The sequence below is a fragment of the Dorea sp. genome, assembly GCF_977044405.1.
This window is the reverse complement of sequence record NZ_CDRRQK010000003.1, coordinates 54,814-80,343: the sequence shown is the minus strand read 5'-3', so window position 1 is coordinate 80,343 and position 25,530 is coordinate 54,814. Positions and strand designations below refer to the sequence as shown.

At 41.9% G+C, this 25,530-nt stretch carries 23 protein-coding genes; 3 read left to right on the top strand and 20 right to left on the bottom strand.

All coding sequences use genetic code 11. The annotated features are described in order from the left end of the window. Window positions 1-41 precede the first annotated feature (41 nt). The 9 genes from ACWJAF_RS02325 to ACWJAF_RS02285 form a co-directional block, all read right to left on the bottom strand. Window positions 42-581, bottom strand: coding sequence for a stage II sporulation protein M (locus ACWJAF_RS02325; protein ID WP_448861931.1), 540 nt, complete (start codon window positions 579-581; stop codon window positions 42-44). A 61-nt stretch (window positions 582-642) separates the two neighbouring features. Then, window positions 643-1,185, bottom strand: coding sequence for an NUDIX hydrolase (locus tag ACWJAF_RS02320; protein ID WP_296029937.1), 543 nt, complete (start codon window positions 1,183-1,185; stop codon window positions 643-645). Between the two features lie 133 nt (window positions 1,186-1,318). Continuing rightward, window positions 1,319-2,872: a ribonuclease Y gene (gene rny, locus ACWJAF_RS02315; RefSeq protein WP_448861929.1), complete on the bottom strand. Its 1,554-nt coding sequence runs from the start codon at window positions 2,870-2,872 to the stop codon at window positions 1,319-1,321. A 125-nt stretch (window positions 2,873-2,997) separates the two neighbouring features. Beyond that, window positions 2,998-3,615 carry a regulatory protein RecX gene (locus ACWJAF_RS02310; RefSeq protein ID WP_296030096.1) on the bottom strand — a complete coding sequence of 206 codons (618 nt, stop codon included), beginning with the start codon at window positions 3,613-3,615 and terminating at the stop codon, window positions 2,998-3,000. A 7-nt stretch (window positions 3,616-3,622) separates the two neighbouring features. After that, complete coding sequence (gene recA, locus ACWJAF_RS02305; protein ID WP_296029940.1) at window positions 3,623-4,687, bottom strand: recombinase RecA; 1,065 nt, start codon at window positions 4,685-4,687, stop codon at window positions 3,623-3,625. Window positions 4,688-4,876: 189 nt separating this feature from the next. Further along, window positions 4,877-6,274, bottom strand: coding sequence for a D-alanyl-D-alanine carboxypeptidase family protein (locus tag ACWJAF_RS02300; RefSeq protein WP_448861926.1), 1,398 nt, complete (start codon window positions 6,272-6,274; stop codon window positions 4,877-4,879). Window positions 6,275-6,422: 148 nt separating this feature from the next. Next, window positions 6,423-7,001 (bottom strand): SMC-Scp complex subunit ScpB, encoded by a 579-nt coding sequence (gene scpB / locus ACWJAF_RS02295; RefSeq protein WP_296029944.1) that lies wholly within the window; start codon window positions 6,999-7,001, stop codon window positions 6,423-6,425. A 15-nt stretch (window positions 7,002-7,016) separates the two neighbouring features. Beyond that, window positions 7,017-7,766 (bottom strand): segregation and condensation protein A, encoded by a 750-nt coding sequence (locus ACWJAF_RS02290; RefSeq protein WP_296029946.1) that lies wholly within the window; start codon window positions 7,764-7,766, stop codon window positions 7,017-7,019. Window positions 7,767-7,978: 212 nt separating this feature from the next. Further along, window positions 7,979-8,851, bottom strand: a complete 873-nt coding sequence (locus tag ACWJAF_RS02285; RefSeq protein ID WP_448861924.1) for a metallophosphoesterase — start codon at window positions 8,849-8,851, stop codon at window positions 7,979-7,981. Window positions 8,852-9,135: 284 nt separating this feature from the next. Between ACWJAF_RS02285 and ACWJAF_RS02280 the strand changes: the two genes are divergently transcribed. Next, window positions 9,136-10,923, top strand: a complete 1,788-nt coding sequence (locus ACWJAF_RS02280; protein WP_448861922.1) for an aminopeptidase P family N-terminal domain-containing protein — start codon at window positions 9,136-9,138, stop codon at window positions 10,921-10,923. 185 nt (window positions 10,924-11,108) lie between these two features. Here ACWJAF_RS02280 and ACWJAF_RS02275 read toward each other — a convergent pair whose 3' ends face one another. Then, window positions 11,109-12,323 (bottom strand): D-alanyl-D-alanine carboxypeptidase family protein, encoded by a 1,215-nt coding sequence (locus ACWJAF_RS02275; RefSeq protein ID WP_448861920.1) that lies wholly within the window; start codon window positions 12,321-12,323, stop codon window positions 11,109-11,111. A 181-nt stretch (window positions 12,324-12,504) separates the two neighbouring features. Between ACWJAF_RS02275 and ACWJAF_RS02270 the strand changes: the two genes are divergently transcribed. Beyond that, a complete protein-coding gene (locus ACWJAF_RS02270; RefSeq protein ID WP_296029953.1) occupies window positions 12,505-12,783 on the top strand; it encodes a type II toxin-antitoxin system HicB family antitoxin in 279 nt (92 codons plus the stop codon). Between the two features lie 186 nt (window positions 12,784-12,969). After that, complete coding sequence (locus ACWJAF_RS02265; RefSeq protein WP_006427628.1) at window positions 12,970-13,176, top strand: alpha/beta-type small acid-soluble spore protein; 207 nt, start codon at window positions 12,970-12,972, stop codon at window positions 13,174-13,176. Between the two features lie 219 nt (window positions 13,177-13,395). On the opposite strand, the gene recG is transcribed toward ACWJAF_RS02265, so the two are convergent. The 10 genes from recG to ACWJAF_RS02215 form a co-directional block, all read right to left on the bottom strand. Continuing rightward, entirely contained in the window at window positions 13,396-15,429 is a 2,034-nt protein-coding gene (gene recG / locus ACWJAF_RS02260) for an ATP-dependent DNA helicase RecG (protein ID WP_448861918.1), read from the bottom strand. A gap of 234 nt (window positions 15,430-15,663) precedes the next feature. Then, entirely contained in the window at window positions 15,664-17,346 is a 1,683-nt protein-coding gene (locus tag ACWJAF_RS02255; protein ID WP_448861917.1) for a DAK2 domain-containing protein, read from the bottom strand. A gap of 28 nt (window positions 17,347-17,374) precedes the next feature. Further along, window positions 17,375-17,734: an Asp23/Gls24 family envelope stress response protein gene (locus ACWJAF_RS02250; RefSeq protein ID WP_022415555.1), complete on the bottom strand. Its 360-nt coding sequence runs from the start codon at window positions 17,732-17,734 to the stop codon at window positions 17,375-17,377. A gap of 144 nt (window positions 17,735-17,878) precedes the next feature. Then, window positions 17,879-18,067, bottom strand: a complete 189-nt coding sequence (rpmB, locus tag ACWJAF_RS02245) for a 50S ribosomal protein L28 (RefSeq protein ID WP_022415556.1) — start codon at window positions 18,065-18,067, stop codon at window positions 17,879-17,881. Window positions 18,068-18,378: 311 nt separating this feature from the next. Beyond that, window positions 18,379-18,768, bottom strand: a complete 390-nt coding sequence (locus ACWJAF_RS02240; RefSeq protein WP_296029968.1) for a GerW family sporulation protein — start codon at window positions 18,766-18,768, stop codon at window positions 18,379-18,381. A gap of 123 nt (window positions 18,769-18,891) precedes the next feature. Next, window positions 18,892-20,058 (bottom strand): DUF2953 domain-containing protein, encoded by a 1,167-nt coding sequence (locus tag ACWJAF_RS02235; RefSeq protein WP_448861914.1) that lies wholly within the window; start codon window positions 20,056-20,058, stop codon window positions 18,892-18,894. 1 nt (window position 20,059) lies between these two features. After that, the gene (locus tag ACWJAF_RS02230; RefSeq protein WP_296029974.1) at window positions 20,060-20,383 is read right to left on the bottom strand and encodes a hypothetical protein; all 324 of its coding nucleotides are present in this window, start codon (window positions 20,381-20,383) and stop codon (window positions 20,060-20,062) included. 21 nt (window positions 20,384-20,404) lie between these two features. Continuing rightward, window positions 20,405-21,742: a peptidoglycan D,D-transpeptidase FtsI family protein gene (locus tag ACWJAF_RS02225; protein ID WP_296030100.1), complete on the bottom strand. Its 1,338-nt coding sequence runs from the start codon at window positions 21,740-21,742 to the stop codon at window positions 20,405-20,407. 34 nt (window positions 21,743-21,776) lie between these two features. Next, window positions 21,777-23,249, bottom strand: a complete 1,473-nt coding sequence (locus ACWJAF_RS02220) for an FtsW/RodA/SpoVE family cell cycle protein (protein ID WP_448861912.1) — start codon at window positions 23,247-23,249, stop codon at window positions 21,777-21,779. Between the two features lie 8 nt (window positions 23,250-23,257). Continuing rightward, on the bottom strand, window positions 23,258-25,456 hold the full coding sequence (locus ACWJAF_RS02215) for a peptidase U32 family protein (protein WP_448861910.1): 2,199 nt from the start codon (window positions 25,454-25,456) through the stop codon (window positions 23,258-23,260). Window positions 25,457-25,530: the final 74 nt, after the last annotated feature.

Genomic DNA, 25,530 nt, shown 5'->3' with positions numbered 1-25,530 from the left:
TTCTAATATAAATCAATACATTAAAACACTGCTTTCATTTATTATAACGATTTTAAAAACATGTGAACGATAACCGGATTCACATAATATTCCATCAGCACACCCACACTCATGATCAATACTAATTTTACAGTCTTTTGTATCTGCCAGCGGACCAATGGATATCCCAGCATATACCGGAACAACAACAGATACCCTGCCGCATACAGCAGACCGTGCGGCACCAGTGCGACCAGACACAGAACGATTCCTTTTAGCTGCAGCCTGGCAATCGCTGTGCATAATACCATACCGGCACAAAAGCCTGCCCACAATATGCTTAACAGAACAGCCGCTTTTTTGTATCTGCTACCGGACACCGCCGCCAGGATCACAAGCGGAATGCTTCTGACTTTTATCAGATACCACAAATATGCTTCTGTGCGTATGTCCATCTGCTGATACTGTTCCAGAAAGAATTCATGAAATATCCCTATGTCCCATATGTACTCTTTCATCCACAGATTCACGCACACACTTCCTGCCAGAAATCCTGCAATTCCTACCGCAAACACATAATTTTTCATGCTTAACTTTTTCACGTCCGGTATTCTCCTTTCGCGGCCATAGTTCATTATATGTGTTCACGTTTCAGATATGCTTTTACTTGCGGATATATTTTGATTCGTATGCCAGGATTGCTGCCATTGTCTTCGAATCCTGGATCTTGCCTTCAAAGATCATCTGTTTTAATTCTTCCAGTTCATATGCTTTTACATCAACGAATTCATCTTCATCCAGATGCTGTTTGCTCGGAATCAGATCTCTCGCAACAAATACTTCAATTCTTTCGTCGCAGAATGCAACGGTTGTACGGATAGTAAGCATCCATTCCAGATTCTCAGATCTGTATCCTGTCTCTTCCTCCAGTTCCCTTGAAGCACATACAATTCCTTCTTCCTGTGGATCATCTAACTTTCCTGCCGGGATCTCAAGTGTATCTCTCTCCAGTGCATTCCGGTACTGTTTTACCATCAGGATCTTTCCGTCGTCCATGATTGGGATAACTGCTGCAGCTCCGTCATGATGGATAAAATCCCACTCTGCTGTATTTCCATTCGAAAATTTCATATGATCTTTGTATACTTTTAAAATTGTTCCCTGATAAGCCAGGTCTCTTCCCATACGTTTTACATCTTCACTCATCTTTTCATAATCTCCTTTTTATGTATGATTCTGCATACTTAGGTATACAGAGAACCTGCCACCGGCAGCTTCTCCTGCATGCTTTGGCACGCAAAAAGAACCGGCTGCAACAACCGGTTCTTTATTTTATCTTCTACTTGGCGTAGTCCGTAACACGTGATTCACGAATTACATTAACTTTAATCTGGCCTGGATATTCTAATTCAAACTCAATCTGTTTTGCAATATCTCTTGCCAGCAATACCATATCTGCATCAGATACTTGTTCTGGAACTACCATAACACGAATCTCTCTACCTGCCTGAATTGCAAAAGACTTATCAACACCCTTGAACTGGTTGGTGATATCTTCTAATTGTTTTAACCTGTTTGTGTATGTTTCTAATGTTTCTCTTCTTGCGCCCGGCCTTGCTGCCGAAATCGTGTCTGCAGCCTGTACAACACACGCAATCAGAGTTTCCGGTTCTACGTCACCGTGATGTGCTTCTACAGCATTGATAACTGTAGCTGACTCTTTGTACTTTCTACAAAGATCCACACCAATCTGAATATGTGATCCTTCCACATCATGATCGATGGATTTTCCGATATCGTGGAGAAGACCTGCACGTTTTGCAAGTCTGACATCCAGTCCGATCTCTCCTGCCAGAAGTCCGGAAAGCTGTGCCACTTCAATCGAATGCTTCAGTGCATTCTGTCCGTAGCTTGTTCTGAACTTCATACGTCCCAGAAGCTTGATCAGTTCCGGATGGATTCCGTGAACTCCAACTTCAAGAGCTGCAGCTTCACCTTCTTCACGGATCATCGTATCAACTTCTTTTTGCGCTTTTTCTACCATCTCCTCAATTCTTGCCGGATGAATACGTCCGTCAACAATCAGCTTCTCCAGCGCAATTCTTGCAACTTCTCTTCTTATCGGATCAAATCCTGATAATACAACCGCTTCCGGTGTATCATCAATGATGAGTTCAACACCTGTCAGTGTCTCTAACGTACGGATGTTACGTCCTTCACGTCCGATAATTCTTCCTTTCATTTCATCACTTGGAAGCTGTACAACCGAAATTGTAGTTTCCGCAACATGATCTGCCGCACATCTCTGGATCGCAGTGACAACATATTCTTTTGCCTTTTTATCTGCCTCTTCCTTTGCCTGCGCTTCTAATTCTTTGATCATCTTTGCAGTGTCATGTTTTACATCTTCTTCAACAGTTTTTAACAAATATTCTTTTGCCTGTTCGGAGGTAAGTCCTGAGATTCTTTCTAGTTCCTGTACTCTTTGCTGACTCAGCTCTTCTACTTTCGCTTCACGCTGCTTCAGTTCTTCTTCTTTTGCTGCAAATCCTGCTTCTCGTCTTTCAATGGCCTCTGACTTTTTGTCTAAAGCTTCCTCTTTGGAAAGTACACGCTTCTCGTAACGCTGCAATTCCGATCTGCGTTCCTTAGTCTCTTTTTCAAGTTCATTCTTGTTCTTAATAGACTCTTCCTTGATTTCCAAAAGAGACTCCTTCTTTTTGGCCTCCGCTGTCTTCACGGCATCATCAATGATTTCTCTCGCCCTTGTCTCTGCATTACCAATCTTGGATTCTGCATTATTCTTCAGAGTTGAGACCGTCATAAAATGACTGACTACAGCGGCCAGAACGATAAGTACGATTGCTACAACAATCAATATTCCTATCGGCACAGGAGCACCTCCTTATTTAATTTTCATTGTACGATTACAACAGTTCAATTTTATACTTTTTTCACAAATATGTCAAGCTTTCACTCGCAAACTTGCGACAATATTACACGCACTTTTGGTCGACATTACCAAATGTCTGAATCTGCGCTGTTCAGCACGGAATTTACATCTTCGTATCGGAATCCTTTTCTCATCAGATATCCCATCAGCTTCTGCTTTTCTTTGAGGTCTGCGCTATCTGGATTATAATTTCTTTTTCTCATCAGTGCTTCGATCGCCTGTCTGGAATCTTCCTCTCCGTAATCCATTTCTTCAAAAACCTGTTCGATAATGTCTGAATCTACTCCTTTTTGCTTCAGAGCTGCGTAGATTTCTTTTTTACTTTTTTTCTCTTTTCTGCTGTCAATAAAGCTCCTTACATATTCCGCATCATTAATATAGCCAAAAGATTTTACATATCTGATTGCTTCTTCTACCGCCTCATCCGGATAGCCACCCTGCTTCAGTTTGGTACGCAGCTGCGATTCGGTACGTCCCATATCAGAAAGCAGATGCATTGCCCGGAGCTTCGCTCTTTTAATAACAAGTTTCCTTAAAATGTCATATACTTCCTCATCTATCCTATTATCTTCCGCTATATGATAACGGGACAGTTCACCCTTATATAATGTAAAAGCGAACTGTCCTTCTATGAATACTTTATATCTGCTTTTTGACAGTGGTTCTATCTTACTCACCGTCATCATCTTTTTATTCTTCTCCGTCTGTTGTCATGCCTTCTGCTGTCTTAGCACTTTCTTCCTGTGCCTCTTCCGAATCTTCTCCGATATGATAATGTGCACGGATCTTCTGTTCCAGTTCATCCATGATCTCCGGATGTTCGGACAGATAAGTCTTTGCATTCTCACGTCCCTGACCAATCTTATCACCGTTATAGGCAAACCATGCACCACTTTTACTTACCAGGTCACACTTCACTGCAAGATCCAGGATATCACCCTCTTTTGAAATTCCCTTTCCAAACATGATATCAAATTCAGCCTCTTTAAACGGAGGAGCAATCTTATTCTTTACGATCTTTACTCTGGTTCTGTTACCTACCATCTCTCCGCTCTGCTTCAATGTCTCGATTCTTCTGACATCCATACGTACAGATGAGTAGAACTTCAGCGCACGTCCACCAGTTGTTGTCTCCGGATTACCGAACATTACACCTACTTTTTCACGCAGCTGGTTGATAAAGATGACTACACAGTTAGACTTACTGATAACCGGAGTCAGCTTACGCAGTGCCTGAGACATCAGACGTGCCTGAAGACCCACATGGCTGTCTCCCATATCTCCTTCGATCTCCTGCTTTGGAACCAGTGCTGCAACAGAGTCAACTACGATAATATCCATCGCTCCCGATCTTACCATTGTCTCAGTAATCTCAAGTGCCTGATCCCCGCTGTCTGGCTGGGAAATATAAAGCTCATCAATATCCACTCCGATATTCTTGGCATATACAGGATCCAGTGCATGCTCTGCATCGATAAATCCGGCAATTCCGCCTCTCTTCTGTACTTCTGCGATCATATGTAATGCTACCGTTGTCTTACCACTGGATTCCGGTCCGTAGATCTCAACGATACGTCCCTTCGGAACTCCTCCGAGCCCCAGTGCCAGATCCAGACTCAGTGATCCTGTCGGGATTGTCTCCACTGCTACCTGTGCGGCCGGATCTCCAAGACGCATAACTGTTCCTTTACCAAAATCTTTCTCCAATTTTGCAATCGCTGCATCTAATGCGCGTTTCTTATCTTCACTTGCCATAGTTATTCTCCTTTTTCGTTCACCGAACGGGTGTTCGTCTTCTGGTTAATATAGTATTATACTTCCCTTCGAATGTCAATATTAATTTTGTCCCTCACACTGATTTTCTTTGGATTATTTTACAGAATCGTAATCAGAATACCTGTCTTTTTCAGATATGTCTAACATACCACACTCTTCCGTCTTTCGTCAATACAGACTCGCTTTTTCCAGAATAACACCAAGTATCTTTCCATACGTCCTTTCCGGTACTGTCTTTCCTGCTGTCACTTTATAACTGCAGATTTCTTCTCCGTCCAGTTCATACGAAACATTTCCCATTACCATTCCCTTTTTTACAGGTGCCTTCTTTTTCTCCTGTATCGTAACATTTTTTTCAATTCTTTCTCCGTCCCGCATCAGGATATGTGTCTGCTGTCCATTCTCTTCTATCTCCAGCGGAACATTTACGCTGCTGCAATATGGTCTGCATGCATCAAAGCCATCCAGTACCGCAAGACACGGAAGGTCTTCTGTCTTTTCCGGTTCGGTCTCTTTATACTGATAATGCTCTATGCCATATTGCATCAGCTGCATCGTATCTTTCCATTTGTATCCTTTGTTACCCGGCCATCCACATGCCAGAAGTGATACGATGAACACCCGGTCATCCCTTATCACCGCCCCTACATAACAGTATCCGGCATCCCCTGTAAATCCTGTTTTTCCGCTGACTGCACCTTCCATCATATCCAGAAATGCATTGTGATTCCGGCATGAAAAGTTCCTTTTCTGATCCACATCCTGGAACTGATAACTTCTGGTACCGGTAATCGTAAGAAATTCCCCACTTGCTTCCGACTGTGTCATACAGTACCGCATAATTAACGCCAGTTCTCTTGCAGTCGTCGCATGGATTCCTGTATCATCCTTTGCATCCAGTCCGTTCGGAGTGATAAAATGTGTATTCTTGCATCCAAGTGCCCTTGCTTTTTGATTCATCATCTGTGCAAATTGCGCTACACTTCCTGCAACCCCTTCTGCCACAGCGACTGCACTGTCATTATGTGATTCCAGCATCAGCGAATATAACAAATCCTGCAGATAATACTTTTCTCCCTCCTGCATTCCCAGATGTACTTTCGGCTGCGCTGCCGCCTCTTTGGATACCGTTATGATCTGATCCGGGTGCTCCTTTAGGAATTCAAGTGCCAGAATACAGGTCATTATCTTCGTTGTGCTTGCCATCGGACGGATCGTATCTGCTTCTTTTCCATACAGCACTCTTCCGCTTTTCCCATCCAGAAGCACCGCTGACCTGGCATAGAGCTGATCTGGTTCATCTTCAAACTTCCTGGTAGTTCTTTGTGCCTGCACGGTCGTTTCTTTTTCTATTTCTTTTACTATTTCTTTTACTGCTTCTTCTGTGTTAATATCAACATCTGCCGCCTGCTCTTTTTGCTGCTGATATCCGCTATAGGAAGCAACTGTACCCACTATCAGCAGCCATAATAATGTCAGAACTAGCCTTCTCATTCTTTTGCCGTTTTTATGGATTCCCGGATATTTTTCTTTCATGAGTAGTCCTGTTATCTTCTCTCTGTCCATATCTGCACTCCAAAGACTTCCGTCATAAAAACATATGTCGCAGACAATAAAAAAATCACTTTACCACAGACTTTCTGTACGTTTTCCCATCAGGCCCCAAAAAAGCCCCGGCATACATGCCAGTCTCATGATAAAATGATCTTTTATTCTAAATATCCAGTTTTAATTCCACTTCTTCCTCTGCTTCTTCCTTAAATGTCTCTACCTGTTCCGGATTCGGACTTGGCAGATCATCCAGGGACGGGATACTAAACCTTCGTAAGAATTCTTCCGTTGTTCCAAATAAAATCGGCTTTCCTGGAGCATCCAGTCTTCCTCTTTCACAGACAAGATTATACTCCACAAGCTTATTCACTGCGTGATCCGATTTTACTCCCCTGATCTTTTCAATCTCCAGCTTTGTTACCGGCTGCTTATAGGCAATGATCGAAAGCGTCTCCAGAAGTATATCCGTAAGCGCATGCTTTTTTGGCTGTGTCGCAACACGGATCAGATATTCATACGTCTCTTTCTTCGTGCACATCTGAAATGAATCTTCTAGCTCTATAATGCGGACACCTCTGTCCTCAGATTCATATTTGTCCATCATTCTATGTATTAATTTTCTGGTCGTATCTACATCTTGTTCGATTGCTTTTGCAATCTTGCCGACTTCCACCGAATCCCCCATCGTAAAGAGAATCGATTCGATGATTCCTTCCATCTGTTTTATTTTTAATCTTCCCATATTATCATCCTATAATTATGCTTCTACTTTTGATGTGATTATAATCTCATCAAACGGCTGATCCTGTTCTATAAAGATCACCCCTTCTTTCATAAGCTGCAAAATTGCCAGAAATGTAACCACGATCTGCACTTTCGAGCTCTGACGCTTTAACAATGTCCGGAAGCCGAATTTTCTGTGTGTTCTGGCATATTCTGTCACATATTCAAGTTTATCCGGAAGCGTCACTTCTTCTTTTTCAATCTTTCCAAACTTGCTTCTTACCGGATCCAGTTTATTTTCCTGACGTCTCATGACCTCTTTGAAAATGCGGTTCAGGTGTACCAGTGTCAGATCACCCAGAAGTGCATCCAGATCCACCGGCGGCACATAACTTTTCACCTCATCCGGGATTGTAGATGCTTTATACATCACCCGGTCACCATCCAGTTCCCGGTCCCGCAGTTCATAGGACATGAACTTGTACATCTTATATTCCAGAAGCTGCTCTACCAGTTCCTGGCGCGGATCTTCTTCTTCTCCTTCTTCATTGACTTCTTTTGGAAGAAGCATCCGGCACTTGATGTCCAGAAGCGTCGCTGCCATGACAAGGAACTCACTCATGATGTTCATGTCTTCTTTTTGCATGGCTCTTATGTACTCCATATACTGGTTCGTGATCTCTACGATCGGGATATCATATATATCTATTTTATTTTTTTCAATCAAATGCAGCAACAGATCCAGTGGACCTTCAAACACCTGCAGTTTTACCGGAATCCCCATATATATCCTCCAACTGTCAAATCTGCGTAAAATACTGCTGTTTATATGCTGTACAAACTGTAGCAGCAAGACCTCTTATTCTTACATTTCACATCACATTCTTACAACGCTTTGACGACCTAAATATTATACAGGAGATACCAGAATTACTCAAGGATTTTCCTCTCTTTTCTCTATAGAGTTACTGTTCACATGCTGTGCAAATAGTAACTCTATGACGATTTTAATTCCAATACGATCAGCTCCGGCCAGTTCCAGAGTCTTATCGGAACGGAATGTGTGCCAAGTCCTCTGCTTACTACCACAGTACTATCCTTTTCATGGTAAATTCCCCCTGAATATTTTGGAAAAAGTGTAAAATTCGGAGCGATCACGCCGCCAATTTTCGGAAGCTGTACCACACATCCATGGTAATGCCCGCTAAGAGTCAGATCCGCACCCCAGTGAACGTATTCTTTTATATATCCCGGGTGATGTGCAAGCAGCACCTGATAGTTTCCGTCTGGTTTTCCAATCTTTTCCGTAATTTCTTCTTCCGGAAGTGCCTTTTTACCAAAACGCGCATACGCCCATAACGGTATTTCAAGTCCGGTCAGTGTAAGTTTCTGTCCTTTTAACATCACTTTCACGGAAGCATTCTCAAGCATGTGGATTCCTGCTTTTTCAAGTTCACTTTTGTATGTTTTATAAGACTGTTTGTAACATTCCGGTTTTTCTTTTAACTTCTGCTCATGATTGCCATTCGCATAATATACCGGACAGATTTCAGGAAGTCTTCTTAAAAAATGCAGCGTTTCTTTATAAGAAGTCCCATCCTTACGTACCAGCATATCCCCTCCGATCAAGATCAGATCCGGATTGTTTTCTACAATCTTTTTCCATAATTTTTCATTGTCTTTTCCATATACCCGGTTATGCAGATCACTGAGGAAAATAACTTTTCCGGTACCTGTCATTTTATCCAGTTCAGGTGATGATATCTGATATGTTGTCACATGAAAATCCTTTAGTTCCCGTCTTATCTCAATCAGGCAGTATACTCCAAATATAGCTGCCAGTACTATTATCATCCATACTATTTTCACGTAATATTTTCTCCTTTTCATTGTTCAGCCTGTCAATAAATATAAATTGCTTATCTGTAAAGGCATATGTTCACTGGTAGGAATTTTCTGAACTGAAAATTCCGTATGATGCTATCCTTTTGACACTTACATCATATAATTATTTCTGTTCATTTTCAATCAGTTGTGATAGAATTGTTATTTGAAGGTATATCACTCGTTACTGTTTACCCAGTTGCGAAACTCTTATCGCTTTGCTGCAAATGTTACAGTAACTATCAATTCATTATAAGGAGGTTTTTATTATGAATATACCAGAAAGAATCTCCGCTCTTCGCGTATTAATGGAAGAACGAGGATATGATGTCTACATGGTTCCTACTGATGATTTTCATCAGAGTGAATATGTCGGCGATCATTTCAAAGTGAGAGAATATATTACAGGATTTACAGGTTCTGCGGGAACTGCCGTATTTACAAAAGACGAAGCCGGGCTTTGGACAGACGGCAGATATTTTCTTCAGGCCGACCAGCAGTTAGCCGGAACCGGTGTGAAACTTTTCAAAATGGGAGAACCGGGTGTTCCTACAGTAGAAGAATTTATCGCTTCCGCCCTGCCGGAAGGTGGTACTCTTGGATTCGACGGCCGTGTCGTTGCTATCGAAGAAGGTGCCGCTCTGGAAGAGGCTGCTGCATCTAAGCATGCAAAGATCAATTATTCTGAAGATCTGGTTGGTAAAGTATGGACCGACCGTCCTTCTCTTTCTGAAAAACCTGCTTTTGCACTTGGCGAAGAATATACAGGTGAAAGCACAGAAAGCAAACTTGCACGTGTCCGCGAAGCTATGAAAGCTGCCGGCGCCGATGTACATGTAATTGCAGCACTTGACGATGTATGCTGGATTACAAACTTGCGTGGAGACGATGTGGATTTCTTCCCATTATTACTGTCTTATGCGGTCATCACAATGAACGAGATGAAACTTTACATCGATGAGCGTAAATTAAATGACGAGATGAAAGCTGCTCTTGCAAAGAACAACATCACTGTCCATCCATACAACGCAATCTATGAAGATCTTAAGAACTTAGATACTGCATCTACTGTTCTGGTAGACCCGAACCGTCTGAACTATGCACTGTTCAACAATATTCCGGACGGTGCAAAAGTTGTAAAGCAGGTAAACCCTACAATTGCAATGAAGGCAAAGAAAAATGACGTCGAGATCAAGAACATCATCAATGCTCATAAAAAAGATGCTGTAGCCATGACAAAATGGATGTACTGGCTGAAGACCAACATTGGTAAAATTGAGATTACAGAGCTTAGTGCTGCCGCAAAACTGGAATCATTCCGTAAAGAACAGGAAGGATACTTATGGCAGAGCTTTGAACCTATCTGCGCATCCGGTGAACACGGTGCGATCGTCCACTATGAACCAACTCCGGAAACCGATATTCCAGTTACACAGAACGGATTATTCCTGTCTGACACAGGTGGAGGATATCTGGAAGGTTCTACTGACATCAGCCGTACTTTTGCATTCGGTGAGATCACACAGCGTATGAAAGAGGACTTTACAACCGTATTACAGTGTAATTTTAACCTTGCACATGCTGTATTCCTTGAGGGAACTACCGGTTATAATCTGGACGTGCTTGCAAGAATGCCAGCATGGAGACGTGGCATCAACTTTAACCACGGCACCGGACATGATGTCGGATATCTGATGAACATCCACGAAGCTTCCTGCGGTTTCCGTTGTGCAATCCGTGAAAAAGAACAGGCTCCTTTGATGGATGGACTTGTAATTACAGACGAACCTGGTATCTATATCGAAGGAAGCCACGGTGTTCGTACCGAGAATGAACTTCTCGTAAGAAAAGGTCCTAAGAATGAATATGGACAGTTCCTGTACTTTGAACCTATCACATATGTTCCGATCGATCTGGATGCGATCATTCCTGAAATGCTGACAGATCAGGAACGTGAGCAGTTGAATGAGTATCATAAAAAGGTTTATGAGATTGTAGCTCCACATCTTAGTGATGAGGAACGGGAGTGGTTGAAGGTTTATACCAGAAGTATTTAAATTGGCTGTTTCATTCACCACTTGAGATACCCCGTACCTCCATAAAAAGCAACCAGGTCTGCGAATGCACTGAAAGACCTGGTTGCTTTTTATTCCGTGTGTATCGAATGCGTAAGATATGCTGAATGAAACGGAGGGCGTAACCGTGAATGTCTCCTCCGGAAGATTTATATTCAACACCAATTTTACAATGCATACTGTTCTAATATATTTTCCAGTGAAATCTTATAATTTATTTTTTTCACACTCTCCTGTGTAACGATATCTCTCGTTCCAATCTTTTTCCCGTTTAAATAGTACACGCTTTCTCCTACTTTTTCTCCTTTTTTCAGTGGTGCTTTTATATCTGATTGCATCCTGGTTTTTCTTTTTATTTTGGTCAGGTCTGCGCCTTTTGTGTCTACGTATCTGAAGATGTCTTTTTGCTGCACGTTTACCTGCCTTTCTGCGCCTCCTTTTACCTTAGCCGGCGGTATCTGCTTTTTGTTTTTTTCTTCGTATTTCTGACATTTTCCAAATCCGTAATTCAATAATGTAATGGCATCTCTGACTCTGGCTTTGCTGTCATCTGCTGCCATGATCACGGCAATCAGGTCGATATCATCTTTTCTTCCAGTTGCGGATACGCAGAACTTGGCTTTACTTGTAGATCCTGTCTTTAACCCTGTTGCATATTCGTATTGGCGGATCAGTTTGTTTGTATTGGTGAGTCCAAATTCTGACTCTCCTTTTTTCGTTTTGTGCGTGATATTTTCCATCCAGATATTACAGTAATCAAAGATTTTTGGATATGTAGTGATCAGTTCTCTAGACATCAACGAAATGTCTCTTGCTGTTGTCAGATGACCATCCGCATCCAGACCATTACAGTTTACAAAATGCGTATTCTTCATGCCAAGATTTTTTGCACGTTGATTCATCTTTTTGACAAATTCTTCTTCATTTCCACAAATATACTCGGCCATTGTCACACAGGCATCATTCGCACTGGCTACAGAGATACATTTGATCAGTGTGTTTACCGTCTGCGTCTCCCCAGGCTCCAGAAATACCTGTGAACCGCCCATGGATGCTGCATATTCGGATGTTGTCACTTCGTCTTCTAACTTGATCTGTCCGCTTTTCAGTGCATCAAATATTAGCAGCAATGTCATAACTTTCGTTACGCTTGCCGGCGGTAATTTTTCATCCGGATTTTTCTCATATATAATCTGTCCAGTCGATGCTTCCATAAGAATAGCGGATGGTGCACTGATCTGTTCTTGTTCATTTTTCTTACTTTCCGTACTATTTTCTTGTGAATTCCCTGATTCGTTCTCTTCCATCGGAACTGCATACACTGGTTGTAAAAAAAGCACAAAGCACATTAAGATTGCACTGATACCTCGTCTATACCGCATCGTTTCTGGTTCCTCGCTGATATCTTTTCGATTATTATTATCTTACTCGGAGTAATTGTGCATTATTCCATTCTCTAATAAAATGTACGGAATAAAATTGTACATTATTCCGTAACGCTATTGTTTTCCTCCACCAAAAATCATATAATAGACAGGAACAATTTTGAAAGGATGACGAATTATGAAATTTATATACCCTGCAGTATTTCACAAAACAGAGGATGGTCATTATAAAGGATATTTCCCAGATCTGGAATGTTGTTATGGTGAAGGTGAGACTTTAGATGATGCTATTGAAAGTGCCAACGAAGCAGCTCGTGACTGGATCACACTGGAGCTTTCTGAAGACGACCCTTTAATCCCTTACGTATCCGATATTGAAGACATCGAAGTAAAAGAAGGCGAGATCGTTCGTAATATTTCTATGAATATCCGTTTCTACGAAGGCTGGGACGAATAACAGCATAGCTGATCAGAACAGCAATATAGATTCTGCAAACAACATACATCCGAAAAGCATTTTTTCATCAGAAAAATCTTCCAGATTATGAAAACACTTCTAGTGTAAAAAATATATTTCTCCACATACTATGGATGTAACAACAAGGAAAAAGTTACAGAAGTTACAAAAAGGAGGAGTATAAAAATGGCAAATCGTTCATCAAACAAAGCAGCAGTACCAGAAGCAAAGGGTGCATTAGACAAATTCAAGTATGAGGTGGCAAGTGAACTGGGTGTTCCATTATCAGACGGTTATAATGGCGACCTGACATCCAGACAGAACGGATCTGTCGGCGGCTATATGGTTAAGAAAATGATCGAACAGCAGGAAAAACAGATGGCTGGTAAATAACCAGTATCTTACAGATGCATTTCAAGACAAAAGTTTTCTTGAAATACCGTATCTAAAGCAACATTGAGTTCAACTTCGAATCAAAAAACATCGACACATGACATTTATCCAAAGACTGTCATGTGTCGATTCTTTTGTCCTTTCTTTTCTTTCTGCAATATTTTATACTTACCGGTTCCCCAGTCAGCAAAAATATAACCAGATTTTACATATGAGTTTTTATATAACTACCGCCGCTGCGCTTTCATAATTCGGCAGTTTCCGGATCCATTCTTCATCTTCTGTGGTCAGCTGGTCTGCCGCTTCATTTGCCATCTGAAGGATCTTGGCATCCTGATAGACATCTCCGAGCCTAAAGTTCATAAGACCGCTCTGGCGGATACCAAAAAGGTCTCCCGGACCACGGAGTCTTAAGTCCTCGCTTGCAATCTTGAATCCGTCATTCGAATGATTCAGAATATCCAGACGTTCTTTTGTCTCTTTTGACTTCGAAGCACTCATGAAGATACAATACGACTGGTATTTTCCACGTCCCACACGGCCTCTTAGCTGATGCAGCTGCGCAAGACCAAAGCGCTCTGCATTTTCAATCATCATGACGGTTGCATTTGGCACATCAATACCGACTTCAATAACCGTTGTAGATACCAGGATCTGGATCTCATTTTTCCCGAACCGGTCCATGATGTCGTCTTTTTGCACCTGTTTCATCTTGCCATGCAGACACGCAACCTGTATCTGATCCCCCATCTCTTCCTGCAGAGCCACCGTATAATCTGTAACATTTTCCGCTTCCATCGTCTCACTTTCTTCAACCATCGGGCAGATCACATAACACTGACGGCCCTCTGCAATCTGTTTTTTCATAAAATTATACGCTGTATTCCGGTAACTCGTATCTACGACACAATTTTTAATCGGAAGACGGTTCGCCGGAAGTTCATCGATCACCGAGATATCCAGATCCCCATATAAGATAATGGCAAGCGTCCGCGGAATCGGCGTCGCACTCATAACCAGCACATGAGGCTCACCGCCTTTTAACGCAAATGTTTCTCTCTGCTTTACCCCGAATCTATGCTGCTCATCGGTAATCACGAGTCCCAGATTATCATAGCTGACAGCCCCCTGGATCAATGCATGCGTTCCAATGATAATTTTCGCAAGTCCACATTCAATACGGTCATACGCCCTGCGTTTTTCTTTTGCCGTCATAGAACCGGTCAGAAGTTCTACTTTGACCGGAATATCGTAATCTTCGAACATCTTCGTGATATTTTCATAATGCTGTCTTGCAAGTACTTCTGTCGGTGCCATCATGGCTCCCTGATAGCCGTTGAATGCAGCATTCATAAGTGCCAGCACTGCGACGATTGTCTTACCGGAACCTACATCTCCCTGTACCAGCCTTGACATTGTCCTGTCTGATCCCATATCTTTCTCAATTTCTTTCCAGACTTTTTTCTGTGCACCGGTCAGTTCAAACGGTAATCCTTCCAGAAATGCCTGTACTTCCGGACGGGGCTGCATCGGATAATTGTTAGCCAGACGGTCATTCTTTTCTTTCAGCCGCCGGATCGACAGAATGAATTCCAGGAATTCTTCGAATACCAAGCGTTCTCTTGCATGGTAAAAGACTTCTTTATCCTCAGGAAAATGTATTCCCCTCACTGCATAATTATATTCTGCCAGACCATATCTTAAGCGCAGAGAATCCGGCAGTATCTCTTTTGTAAGATCCAGACCGTCCAGCGCCTGCTTCATGGACTTCATAACCATATTGTTGGATAAGCCTGCCGTCAGACCGTATACAGGTTGTAATGTGTTAAGCTTCTCCTCGTATTTTGCGGAAGGGTAAAATATTTCCGGATGTTCCATGACCAGATCTCCCGTTTTCTTCCGAACGACTCTTCCACGCAGAGTGATTACACCTCCATCGGATAATGTATTTCTAAGAAATGGCATCCTAAACCAGATCACCTTTAATGTGCCGGTAATATCTTTTACATGAAGTGTCGTCACCTGCATCCGGCTGCTTCCGGATACCTGCACACGCCCGTAGATTGCACCGGTAACCGTCTGGATTTTATCCTCCTCCAGTTCGCTGACAGGCACTGCCTCCTCATACACGTCATATCCGTGCGGATAATAACGGATCAGGTCGCCTACGGTATGAATATTGATCTTTTCAAAGAGCTTTTTCGTCTTCTCTCCGACTCCTTTTAAGTCTCCGATGTCTGTCTTTTCTATCATACGATTCTTACTTCTCCCATCATATAAATACAATCTCATATTGCAAAATTACTTATACTTCATGTATACAGAGAACCGAATTTATATACCAGAAATATCATCATTTCCGATATACAAATTCGGTTCTATACATATCTGCCCCAATCATAAATCGGGACAGATTTTGTTCATTTATTATTCTATACAGAAAACTTGCCACTGGCAACTTTTCTTGCATACTTTGGTATACACCGCTTACTCTACAGCAAGAACATAATAATAGATCGGCTGTCCACCAAACTGAATATCCACATCTACATCCGGATACAGTTCTGAGATTTCTTCTGTGAATTTCTCAGCATCTTCTTCTGATACTTCTTCACCGTAGTAGATACTGATCAGTTCTGAATCCTCATCTACCAGATTGGCGATCAGTTCCTTTGTTGTCTCTTCCAGTTCTTTGCCGACTGCAAGAATTCCGCTGTCACCGATACCCATGATATCTCCTTCATGGATTTCTTTGTCATCGATATGTGTATCTCTGACCGCGTAAGTTACCTGTCCGGTCTTTACGTTCTTAATCTCTTCCAGCATTGTTTCTTCGTTTGTCTTGGCATCTGCGTCCGGCATGAAGTTAATGATTGCTGTAATTCCCTGTGGAACTGTCTTTGTAGGAATGACGATGATTTCTTTATCTTCTACCAGTGATTTTGCCTGGTTTGCTGCCAGAACAATGTTCTTATTATTTGGAAGAATAAATACAGTGTCCGCATTTACCTGATCGATGGCATTGAGCATATCCTCTGTACTTGGATTCATGGTCTGTCCGCCTTCGATGATATAATCAGCACCCAGCTCCTTGAAGATTTCATTCATACCAGCTCCGATAGAAACTGCGATGAATCCCATTGCTTTTCTTGGCTCTGCTGATTTCTTTTCTTCATATGCAGCTTCTTCTTTTGCCTGCTGCTCTGCTACTTTTTCAGCATCACGGATCAGTTTTTCCTGATGTTCTTCACGCATGTTATCAATCTTCATCTTAGAGAGCTGTCCATAAGTCAGTGCTCTCTGGATTGCAAGACCTGGATCATTCGTGTGTACATGGATCTTCACAACATCATCATCTGCAACGCATACGATCGAATCTCCGATCGAACTTAAGAATTTCTTGAATTCATGCTCATCATCTTCTGTGAATTCTTTTTCTGTCAGAATGATGAATTCTGTACAGTATCCGAATTTGATATCTGCAGTGTCTTCTGTATTCACCTTAGTGACCGCTACGCCTGTACTTGGCTTAATTGCACTGTAATCAATCTCTTTTCCAAGGAAAGCATCATATCCTCCCTTGATTACTTCTAAAAGACCCTGTCCGCCGGAATCTACCACACCGGCTTCTTTTAAGACCGGAAGCATCTCCGGTGTCTGATTCAGTACTTCCTGTGCATGATCGATAACCGCCGGAATAAACTCTTCCAGATCATCCGTCTCTTCTGCCATCTCTGCTGCCTTGGTTGCAATTCCGCTTGCAACTGTAAGGATTGTTCCTTCTTTTGGCTTCATAACAGCCTTATAAGCTGTATCTCTGGCTCTCTGACAAGCTGCAGCAAGTGTCAGCACATCAATCTCTTTTTCTTCCTTGATTGCTTTTGTAAATCCTCTTAAAAGCTGGGAAAGGATAACTCCGGAGTTACCTCTTGCCCCGCGAAGGGAACCGGATGAAATCGCCTTTGCAAGATCTTTCATCTCCGGCTTATCAAGCGCTGTTACCTCTTTTGCTGCTGCCATAATTGTCATAGACATATTGGTTCCTGTATCCCCATCTGGTACCGGGAATACGTTCAGTTCGTTAATATAGTCCTTTTTCGCTTCAATGTTCTGAGCACCTGCAAGAAACATCTTTGCAAGCACGTCCACATTTATCGTCTTCGTAGCCACTTCTTACGTTCCTCCTTAAATCCACAAACTAATCAATGACTCTTACGCCTTCGATATAGACGTTGATCTTATCTACCTGCATACCGGAAAATTCTTCCACTCTGTACTTTACATCACTGATCAGGTTATCTGTTACAGCTGAAATACTTACACCGTATGCCACAATAATGTGGAAGTCAATACTGATATGGTTGTCGTCACTTATATTTACATGGATTCCTCTTGTCAGGCTTTCCTTTTTCAGAAGATGAACCAGTCCATCTTTCATATTTACAGCCGCCATTCCAACAATACCAAAGCATTCAACGGCTACTGTTCCTGCATATTTTGCGATTACTTCAGGATCAATCGTAATAATTCCCAAATCTGTACTCATACATCCTTTCATAGCAAAAACCTCCACTTCTTTATAATCTATCTAAATCAAAACATAATATATTTTATTATACTCTGTTCCAGTTTTATTTACAATACTTTTTATTGCGCAAAAAAACTCAGATTCCACACAGCGAAATCTGAGTTTCAATACATCTTATGCACGCTCAACTTTTCCTGATTTCAAACAAGAAGTACAAACATACATCTTCTTTGTAGCTCCGTTTTCTGTTTTCACGCGAACAGATTTTACATTTGATTTCCACATCTTTGGTGATTTTCTATGAGAGTGGCTTACGTTGTTTCCAAAGTGAGCACCCTTTTCACAAATAGCACATTTTGCCATGACTGCACCTCCTAACGCTCATAATAAGTTCTTTGTCCGAACTCGCAACAATAGTTATTCTAGCAGAATAATATTGAAATTGCAAGACTTATTTCGGATTTTTTTATTCTCTATCTAATTTCCACAGTAAAACATACAATATCCTACCGTTACGCACAAAATAATACATAGAATTTCCGAAAATAAATTCGGCAAAAGCAATGAAAGAATCATTCCCACCGCCACCCAGAATAAAGCAAAGCCTATAATCCTTTTCACCGGTGACACCTGCTTTTTTTGTATAGTCTATGTATCACAGAAGCAGAGTATACCTACTTTTCTGCTTCATCCAGGATCTTATTCACATCCTCTTCTGTGACATCATCTTCTTTTCTGGATGTAAAACGATCCATAACATCCGGAATCATATCTAAAAGTTTGGTAACCGTATCCTGGTTTTTAATATTGACAAGCTTCGTATGTCCGTTCTGAATAACCAGAACCGCACTCGGTGTCATCTTTCCTCCGATTCCTCCGGCTCCTTTTTCTTTTTTATCCGCATTGAATGCGCCTGCTCCTACTGCAAATGATACATCTACCAGCGGAAGAATGATCGTATCGCCTATATGAATCGCATCTCCTACTACTGTTTTGGATGACACTACTCCGTCCATACCGTGGAACAGTGCTTCTACTGTTCCTTTAAAATTATTATCTGCCATCTGCTCTCCTCCTATATTTTTTCCATTTATGATCCAGTATTTTCAAATTACTATCTGTTGGAACTTTTTCTTCTATGAAATATCTATCTCTTATTATCCATCTTGATCCTGTACCTGTTCTTATCACTTTTCCGACAGATCAAAATTACGGATATCATGATACGTCTGTCTGACCGCTTTGCACCAGATCAGATTCCACAAAAAGCACACCAGAGGTATGATCGCAATCTTTCCTGCAATCTTAAGTTTCCCTTCCAGGATTCTCTGTTCAAAATCCGGATCTACCGACAGATTACCACCCAGAAATGGATAGATCATACTAAACAGCGCCAGTACCTGTCCGGTGTGATAAGGATCTTCAAATCCAAAATGCACTGCACCTTTTAAAGTCTTCGGTTTCCACCTTCTAAGAAGCTTTCCAAGCTCTTTTTTTACTTTTGTAAATGCTTTCTGATGAGCCGGGTCTTCCAGTTCTTTTATGATCCGGTCTTTGGTATCTGACACACTCTCTGCCGTACTTGTCACTTTACTGATTATGTGTTTTATCTTATCACAGATACTCCTGATTGTACATTTGATCTTAGAAAATATACCTGCTTTTTCTTTACTGCCTTCAGCCGCTTCATCTGTTTCTATCTGTTTCCGATCGGGATCCATCTTCTTTCCGGCTGTCTTTTCAGAATCCGTCTGATGTTCTTTTTCATCTTCAGAACTCTTCTTTTTCTCTTTATCCTTTTCTTCCAGTTTTTCAGGTTCAGCAAGTTTCGAAGGCTCTTCATGAATCTCTGCTTTCTTCTCTCTTTCTGCAGTTTCACAAGCTTCTTCTCTAATTTTTTCAGGTCGTGTCTCTTCAGAAACTTCTGCAGTTTTTTCGCATTCCGCTTTTCCAGCTTCCTCATGCTTTTCTTCAGGTTTTTCAGGTTTAACAGCTTCCTGCATTTCTGTAAGTTTTTCCGTCCTGTTTTCTTCATGAGGCTTTTCATGTTTATCGTCCTGATTTTCTTCATAGACTTTCTCCTTTTCCTTCTCGCTTCCCAGCGTCTTCCATGCAATCCTGATCTTCCATCTAGGTGACTGCCCTTCATATGCCACATCTATCCTCACCAGATGCAAAAGCCATGTAACGCAGGCCCTTCCCTGGCTTTTTCTCCACTCTTTATCCAGTGTTCCTTCTAACCGGTATCTCACCGGGGTACATAGCACAACGGCCAGCAGAAGGATCAGCAGTCCCAGGATGACTGCAATGATGATCCCTATGATTTTTAATATGATCAATAGAATATGTAACATCTTACCTTCCCTGTTCTTTTTCTAAAATATAAGACCGTATATTACACGTACCCGTCTTTTCATACACTTCTGTGACAATACGTTCTACCAGTTCCACCGCTTCCTCATATCCTCTGGCAATTCCTACCACGAACAGCTCGCTGTATGGAAATGACGGCTGCTTAAACTGTATCGTATTATAAATCTCCAGCTGGTTCTTTTCATTTACCGCAAGCGTGATCACATGTATATCCAGTGTAAGCTTCCCTGCGTCTAATTTGCGGATCAGTTTTTCTCTTTTCTTTTCCAGTCCTTCTGCCAGATACAGATACTTATAATATTGCATACTTCCCGTCCTTCTATACATCTACTGGTTATAATATGAATCAAAGATCTCTTTTGCGATGTTTACCGCCTTTGCATTACCATCTGAGGATTCAATAATAATACTTACAACAAGTTCCGGATCTTCTACATTAGACATACCGATAAACCAGGAGTGATCTTTTTCTTTGTCAGAACTATATTCTGCTGTTCCGGTCTTCCCGGCTGCGGTATAGCTCTGTCCGCTTAATACAGATGCTGTACCATAATCTACGACACTCTTCATATATGCTTTCAGCTGTCCTGCCTCATCTGCCGTCATCAGCTCTTTGTATTCTTCCGGTTTACTTTCTTTCATGACTGTTCCTGATGCATTCGTTACTTTATCGATCAGATACGGCTTCATCAGGGTTCCGTCATTAGCGATTGCGGCTGTGATCAGTGCCATATGATATGGTGTCACCTGCGTCTCTCCCTGTCCCATAGCAGTCATCATCTTCGTACCATTTCCTGCAGACGAATCTAATGTAAAACTGCTCTTACTATACGGAAGATCACTTGGAAGCTTGGAATCAAACAGCACATCCTCTGCCGTATTTTTGAACTTGGAAGGATCCAGCGACAGTCCGATATTCGAAAATGATGCGTTGCAGGAATAGGCAAGACTGTCCTGCAGATCTACCTGTCCATGGACATGTCCGTTGTAACAATGAATACGGATTCCGTCACGTTCAATAGAACCCCTGCAATTATAAGAATACGATGCATAGTCCGGATTTTCCCGCATGTATTCCAGTGTCGTCACAACCTTAAATGTCGATCCGGGTGCATACTGCCCCTGTGTTGCACGGTTCAAAAGCACACTGTCTCCACTTGAACTTAAAGTATCCCAGTCTGCCACCACTGTATTTGGATCAAAATCAGGCTTTGATACCATCGCCAGTATTTTACCAGTCTTTGGATCCATAACGACTACCGCGCCTCTGTTATCCCCAAGTGCCTGATATGCTGCCTGCTGCAGGTCTGCATCCAGTGTAGTAATGACTGTATTTCCTACATTTTTCTTATCCTGAAGCTGATTCTTTAATTTAATCAGGAAATTTTCATCTGAATTCATCAGTTCAGTATTTTCCAGAGATTCGATTCCGGATTTTCCCTGCGCACTGTAACCGACTACATGTGCAAATACATTACCATACGGATAATCTCTTGTCTGTGTTCCGTCTGATGCCGTATCTGTCTTTGCAAGCACATTGCCATTCTTATCCAGTATCTTTCCTCTGGTGATCTGTTTTTCATTCGAATTCTGTCTGGCATTATACGGACTCCGGATTACTTCCTGGCTTTTCTTCACCTGAAAATATGTGATGTAACCGAGCATGACCAGAAAAAGTGCCACAAATACATAGGTTACCCTAGCGAATTCTTTGTTTCTGGCGCGCTTGGCCTTTTTCTTTTTCTTTTCCAGCCGTTTCGCTTCTTTTCTCTCTTCCCGGCTCATATACTGCATCTCGATATCTCTTCTCCATCTCTTGTCCGCTTCTCTTTGCTCGTAGCCTTTCCTTCTTCTTTCTTTCAATATCCTCTTCCTCGTCTTCTCTTAATATATAAAGTCCCTGGATAATTGCAAACATGATCAGCGTACTGATCAGCGAACTTCCGCCATAACTTACCAGCGGAAGTGTAACTCCCGTCGACGGGATGAATTTCGTAGCACCGCCAATGGTTAAAAACACCTGAAAGATATAACAGGTACCAAGCCCGAGTGCTACCATCTTATAAAACATACTGCGAAGCTGCATTGCAATATTTAAAAACATTACATAACAGCTGACACAGATCAGGATCAGACACATTCCATAAATCAGTCCCATTTCTTCAGAAATCGCTGAAAATATGAAGTCCTCTGCCGATACCGGTATGGTATCCGGCTGTCCCTGATAAAGGCCTACACCAAACCATCCACCGGTTCCGATGGCAAACAGTGACTGTGCCACCTGGTATCCACCGTTATTATAGGTTCCAAACGGATCTTTCCATACATTTACCCTCGTCTTAACATGTGTAAAAAGGTGATATGCAGCAAATGCACCGACACTTCCCGCTCCTAATCCGGCAAGAATATAAAGCGGCTGATGCGTTGCCACATACAACATGACCAGGTATACCACAAAAATGATCAGCGCAGCACCAAGATCCTTGGATATAACCAGGATCAGTACATGAAATGCCGCCACAACCGTGGTAATGACAAGATCCCGGAATTCCGTAGACCGCTTGAAGCTTGATGCCACAAAAAATACGAATACAATCTTTACAAGCTCCGATGGCTGGATGTTAATACCTGCCACAGTAAATCCAAGCATCGCTCCATTTGAAACTTTTCCGACCACGACAACCGCAGCCAGTGATACGATTCCCAGCACCCCGTAGAAAATTCTCCATTCGGATAACAGCTTAAACTTTCTTATGATCACCGGGATTACCATGCAAAGCACCAGTCCTCCCGCTGCGATCAGATACTGTTTTGCTGCTTTATCATAATTGAGTCTTGTAATCATGATAAACCCAATACTGAGTAACATACACATATTATTTACAACAAGTCTCGACACTCTTGGATAAATGAACATATACAATACGATCGTTCCGCCAAGCAATGTCACCTGCATCAGGTATAATGCAAGAATCTTGATGTCCAGTTTCACCAGAAACATCACAAGAAATGCGGTCAGATGCATCACAAACATTAACACATTCTGTTTTTTCAGACACCTGTCCTTTTTATCCGGGTCATAATATCCAAAAATACTGAAACAAAGATACGTATACATTATGATCAGTACGATCATCAGATATTTTGACAGCTGTACAATTATATTTAACAATTCGTCACCTACTTTACTCCTCGTTTAAAATGTCCTCTTGTATAGTCTGAATTCAGCGGCTCTACGTCCTGATGTTTTATAAATGCCTGATTATAAATCGTTATGATTTCTTTTACCTGGGATGCACTTTCTTCTGTAAAGTCCAGACGGATCTGCTCTGGATGTAAATCTTCTATCTCAGAAGCCCGGTCCGCCAGAAAAAGTGGTGCTGTATTATACATTACATTATAACAGTCCCTACAGTTTCTTTTTACTGTAAATTTTTTCTGATACCGGTCAGTCAGTGTTATAATGCTGCCTTTTCCGTCGCATTTTTCTGCCGTTTTCTGAATACAGCCTGCACTGATCATCACCGGCTGGTATCCATATACGATCAGTGTCTGCCGGTCCAATCCAAGTCTTTCCAGTTCCCGGCTATTAAGCTCTACCGATGCCGTTGCCATCTGTATCTTCCGACCCAGCACCTCTTCTTTCGCACGGCGGTTAAAGATATATACATTATAATCGCTTCGGATTTCTTTCTGGTACTGATGACGCTCAAGCCACTCATAGGATTCCCAGTTGCGGATCAGAACTCCGTCATATTTTTCCTCTATCTGCTCATAGATTTTTTCATATCTTTTTATTGTCTTTTCTCTGAAAATGTATGGCATAACCAGAAAATACTGAATCCCTTCACGCCGTTCAAACGCCACCTGTTCCTCCAGGTAAATACAACGGATTCCCGAAGCAATTGCCGCTTCCAGCTGTGCTGAGGTCTGGACATATGCCGTTATGAATGCTGCCTTTTGCTGTGCCTGCTGATTTTCAAAGTCTGAATCATTGTCTCGAAATTCTGGTTCTAAGTCTTTTATCTCATACACTTCTGACTTCTGACAGACTGTGCTGCATTCTTCTGTATTATCTTTTTTATACTCATCTCTCCGGTATTGTTCCTGGATCTTTTCTTCTAACTTTTCCAGTCCATACCGTCTAAGTTCATTTAAAGCCTGCATCGGCATGAAGACATTTCCCCGTGTCTGGATATCCAGATGATCAAAGGTGAATTCTGTATTTCCTGTTTTTCTCATCTGTTTTTCAATACGGACCGGATCTAACGGCTGATTCTTTGCCGCCTGTACTTTCTGCCCGGTACATTCCACGGTAATATTCTGAAATGCTATTGTCAGTTTAGCACATTCACCCACAGAAAGTATTAACTTCCCATTAATTTTTTCTTGTACTTTTATATCCTGCCATGTATTTTCTTCTTTTCCGTCCTTTTTATCTGCCTGCGGACGTTTTAAAGAAACCATATTCTTTCCATTGTGCTGATGATAATATCCTTCACAATAGCCTCTTCTCTGATACGTCGCCATAAGCTCTTTTTTATCCGCTTCTGATACATGATATGCTGATTTTTTCTTTCCGTTTTTTATTATATCCAGATACAGATCTGCATATTTGCGGTACATGCGTACGACTGTATATACATATTCCGGCTGTTTCATTCTGCCTTCGATCTTGAATGAATCAATCCCTGCATCGATAAGCTCCGGCAGAATATCGATCGTACACAGGTCCTTCAGGCTCATGATATCCACCGCTTTTTTCTCATTCACCTGGTAAGGCAGTCTGCACGGCTGGGCACACTGTCCACGGTTTCCGCTTCTACCCCCGATCATACTGCTTAACAGACATTGACCGGAATAACAGTAGCAAAGCGCACCATGCACAAAACATTCCATCTCAAGTCCGGTTATCTTTTTCATCTCTTCGATCTCTTCCAATGATAATTCACGGGCCGGTACGACTCTTGTGATTCCGTATCGTTTTAAATATTCTGCTCCCAGCGTATTGGTAATCGTCATCTGGGTGCTTGCATGAACCGGCATCTCCGGGAAATGCTCTCTGATGTAGCTGATTGCTCCGATATCCTGTACGATCACACCATCCAGTCCGGCTTTATAATATGGAAGAAGATAATCATATAATTCATCCATTTCCCGGTCTTTTAAAAGTGTATTAACCGTCATGTAAATCTTTCTTCCATGTATATGCACATACTCAATTGCTTCGATCAGATCTTCCTCAGACAGGTTCTTCGCATAAGCTCTTGCGCCAAATTTTGTCCCGCCAAGGTACACCGCATCTGCGCCCCCGGCAATGGCTGCATGCAGACTCTCCATCGATCCTGCCGGTGCCAGTATCTCTACATTTTTCTCCATATTTATCTATCCATACTTCCTTTATATTTGTCCTGTATATGCAGGGAATCCTGCCATACATATCTTACCTATCC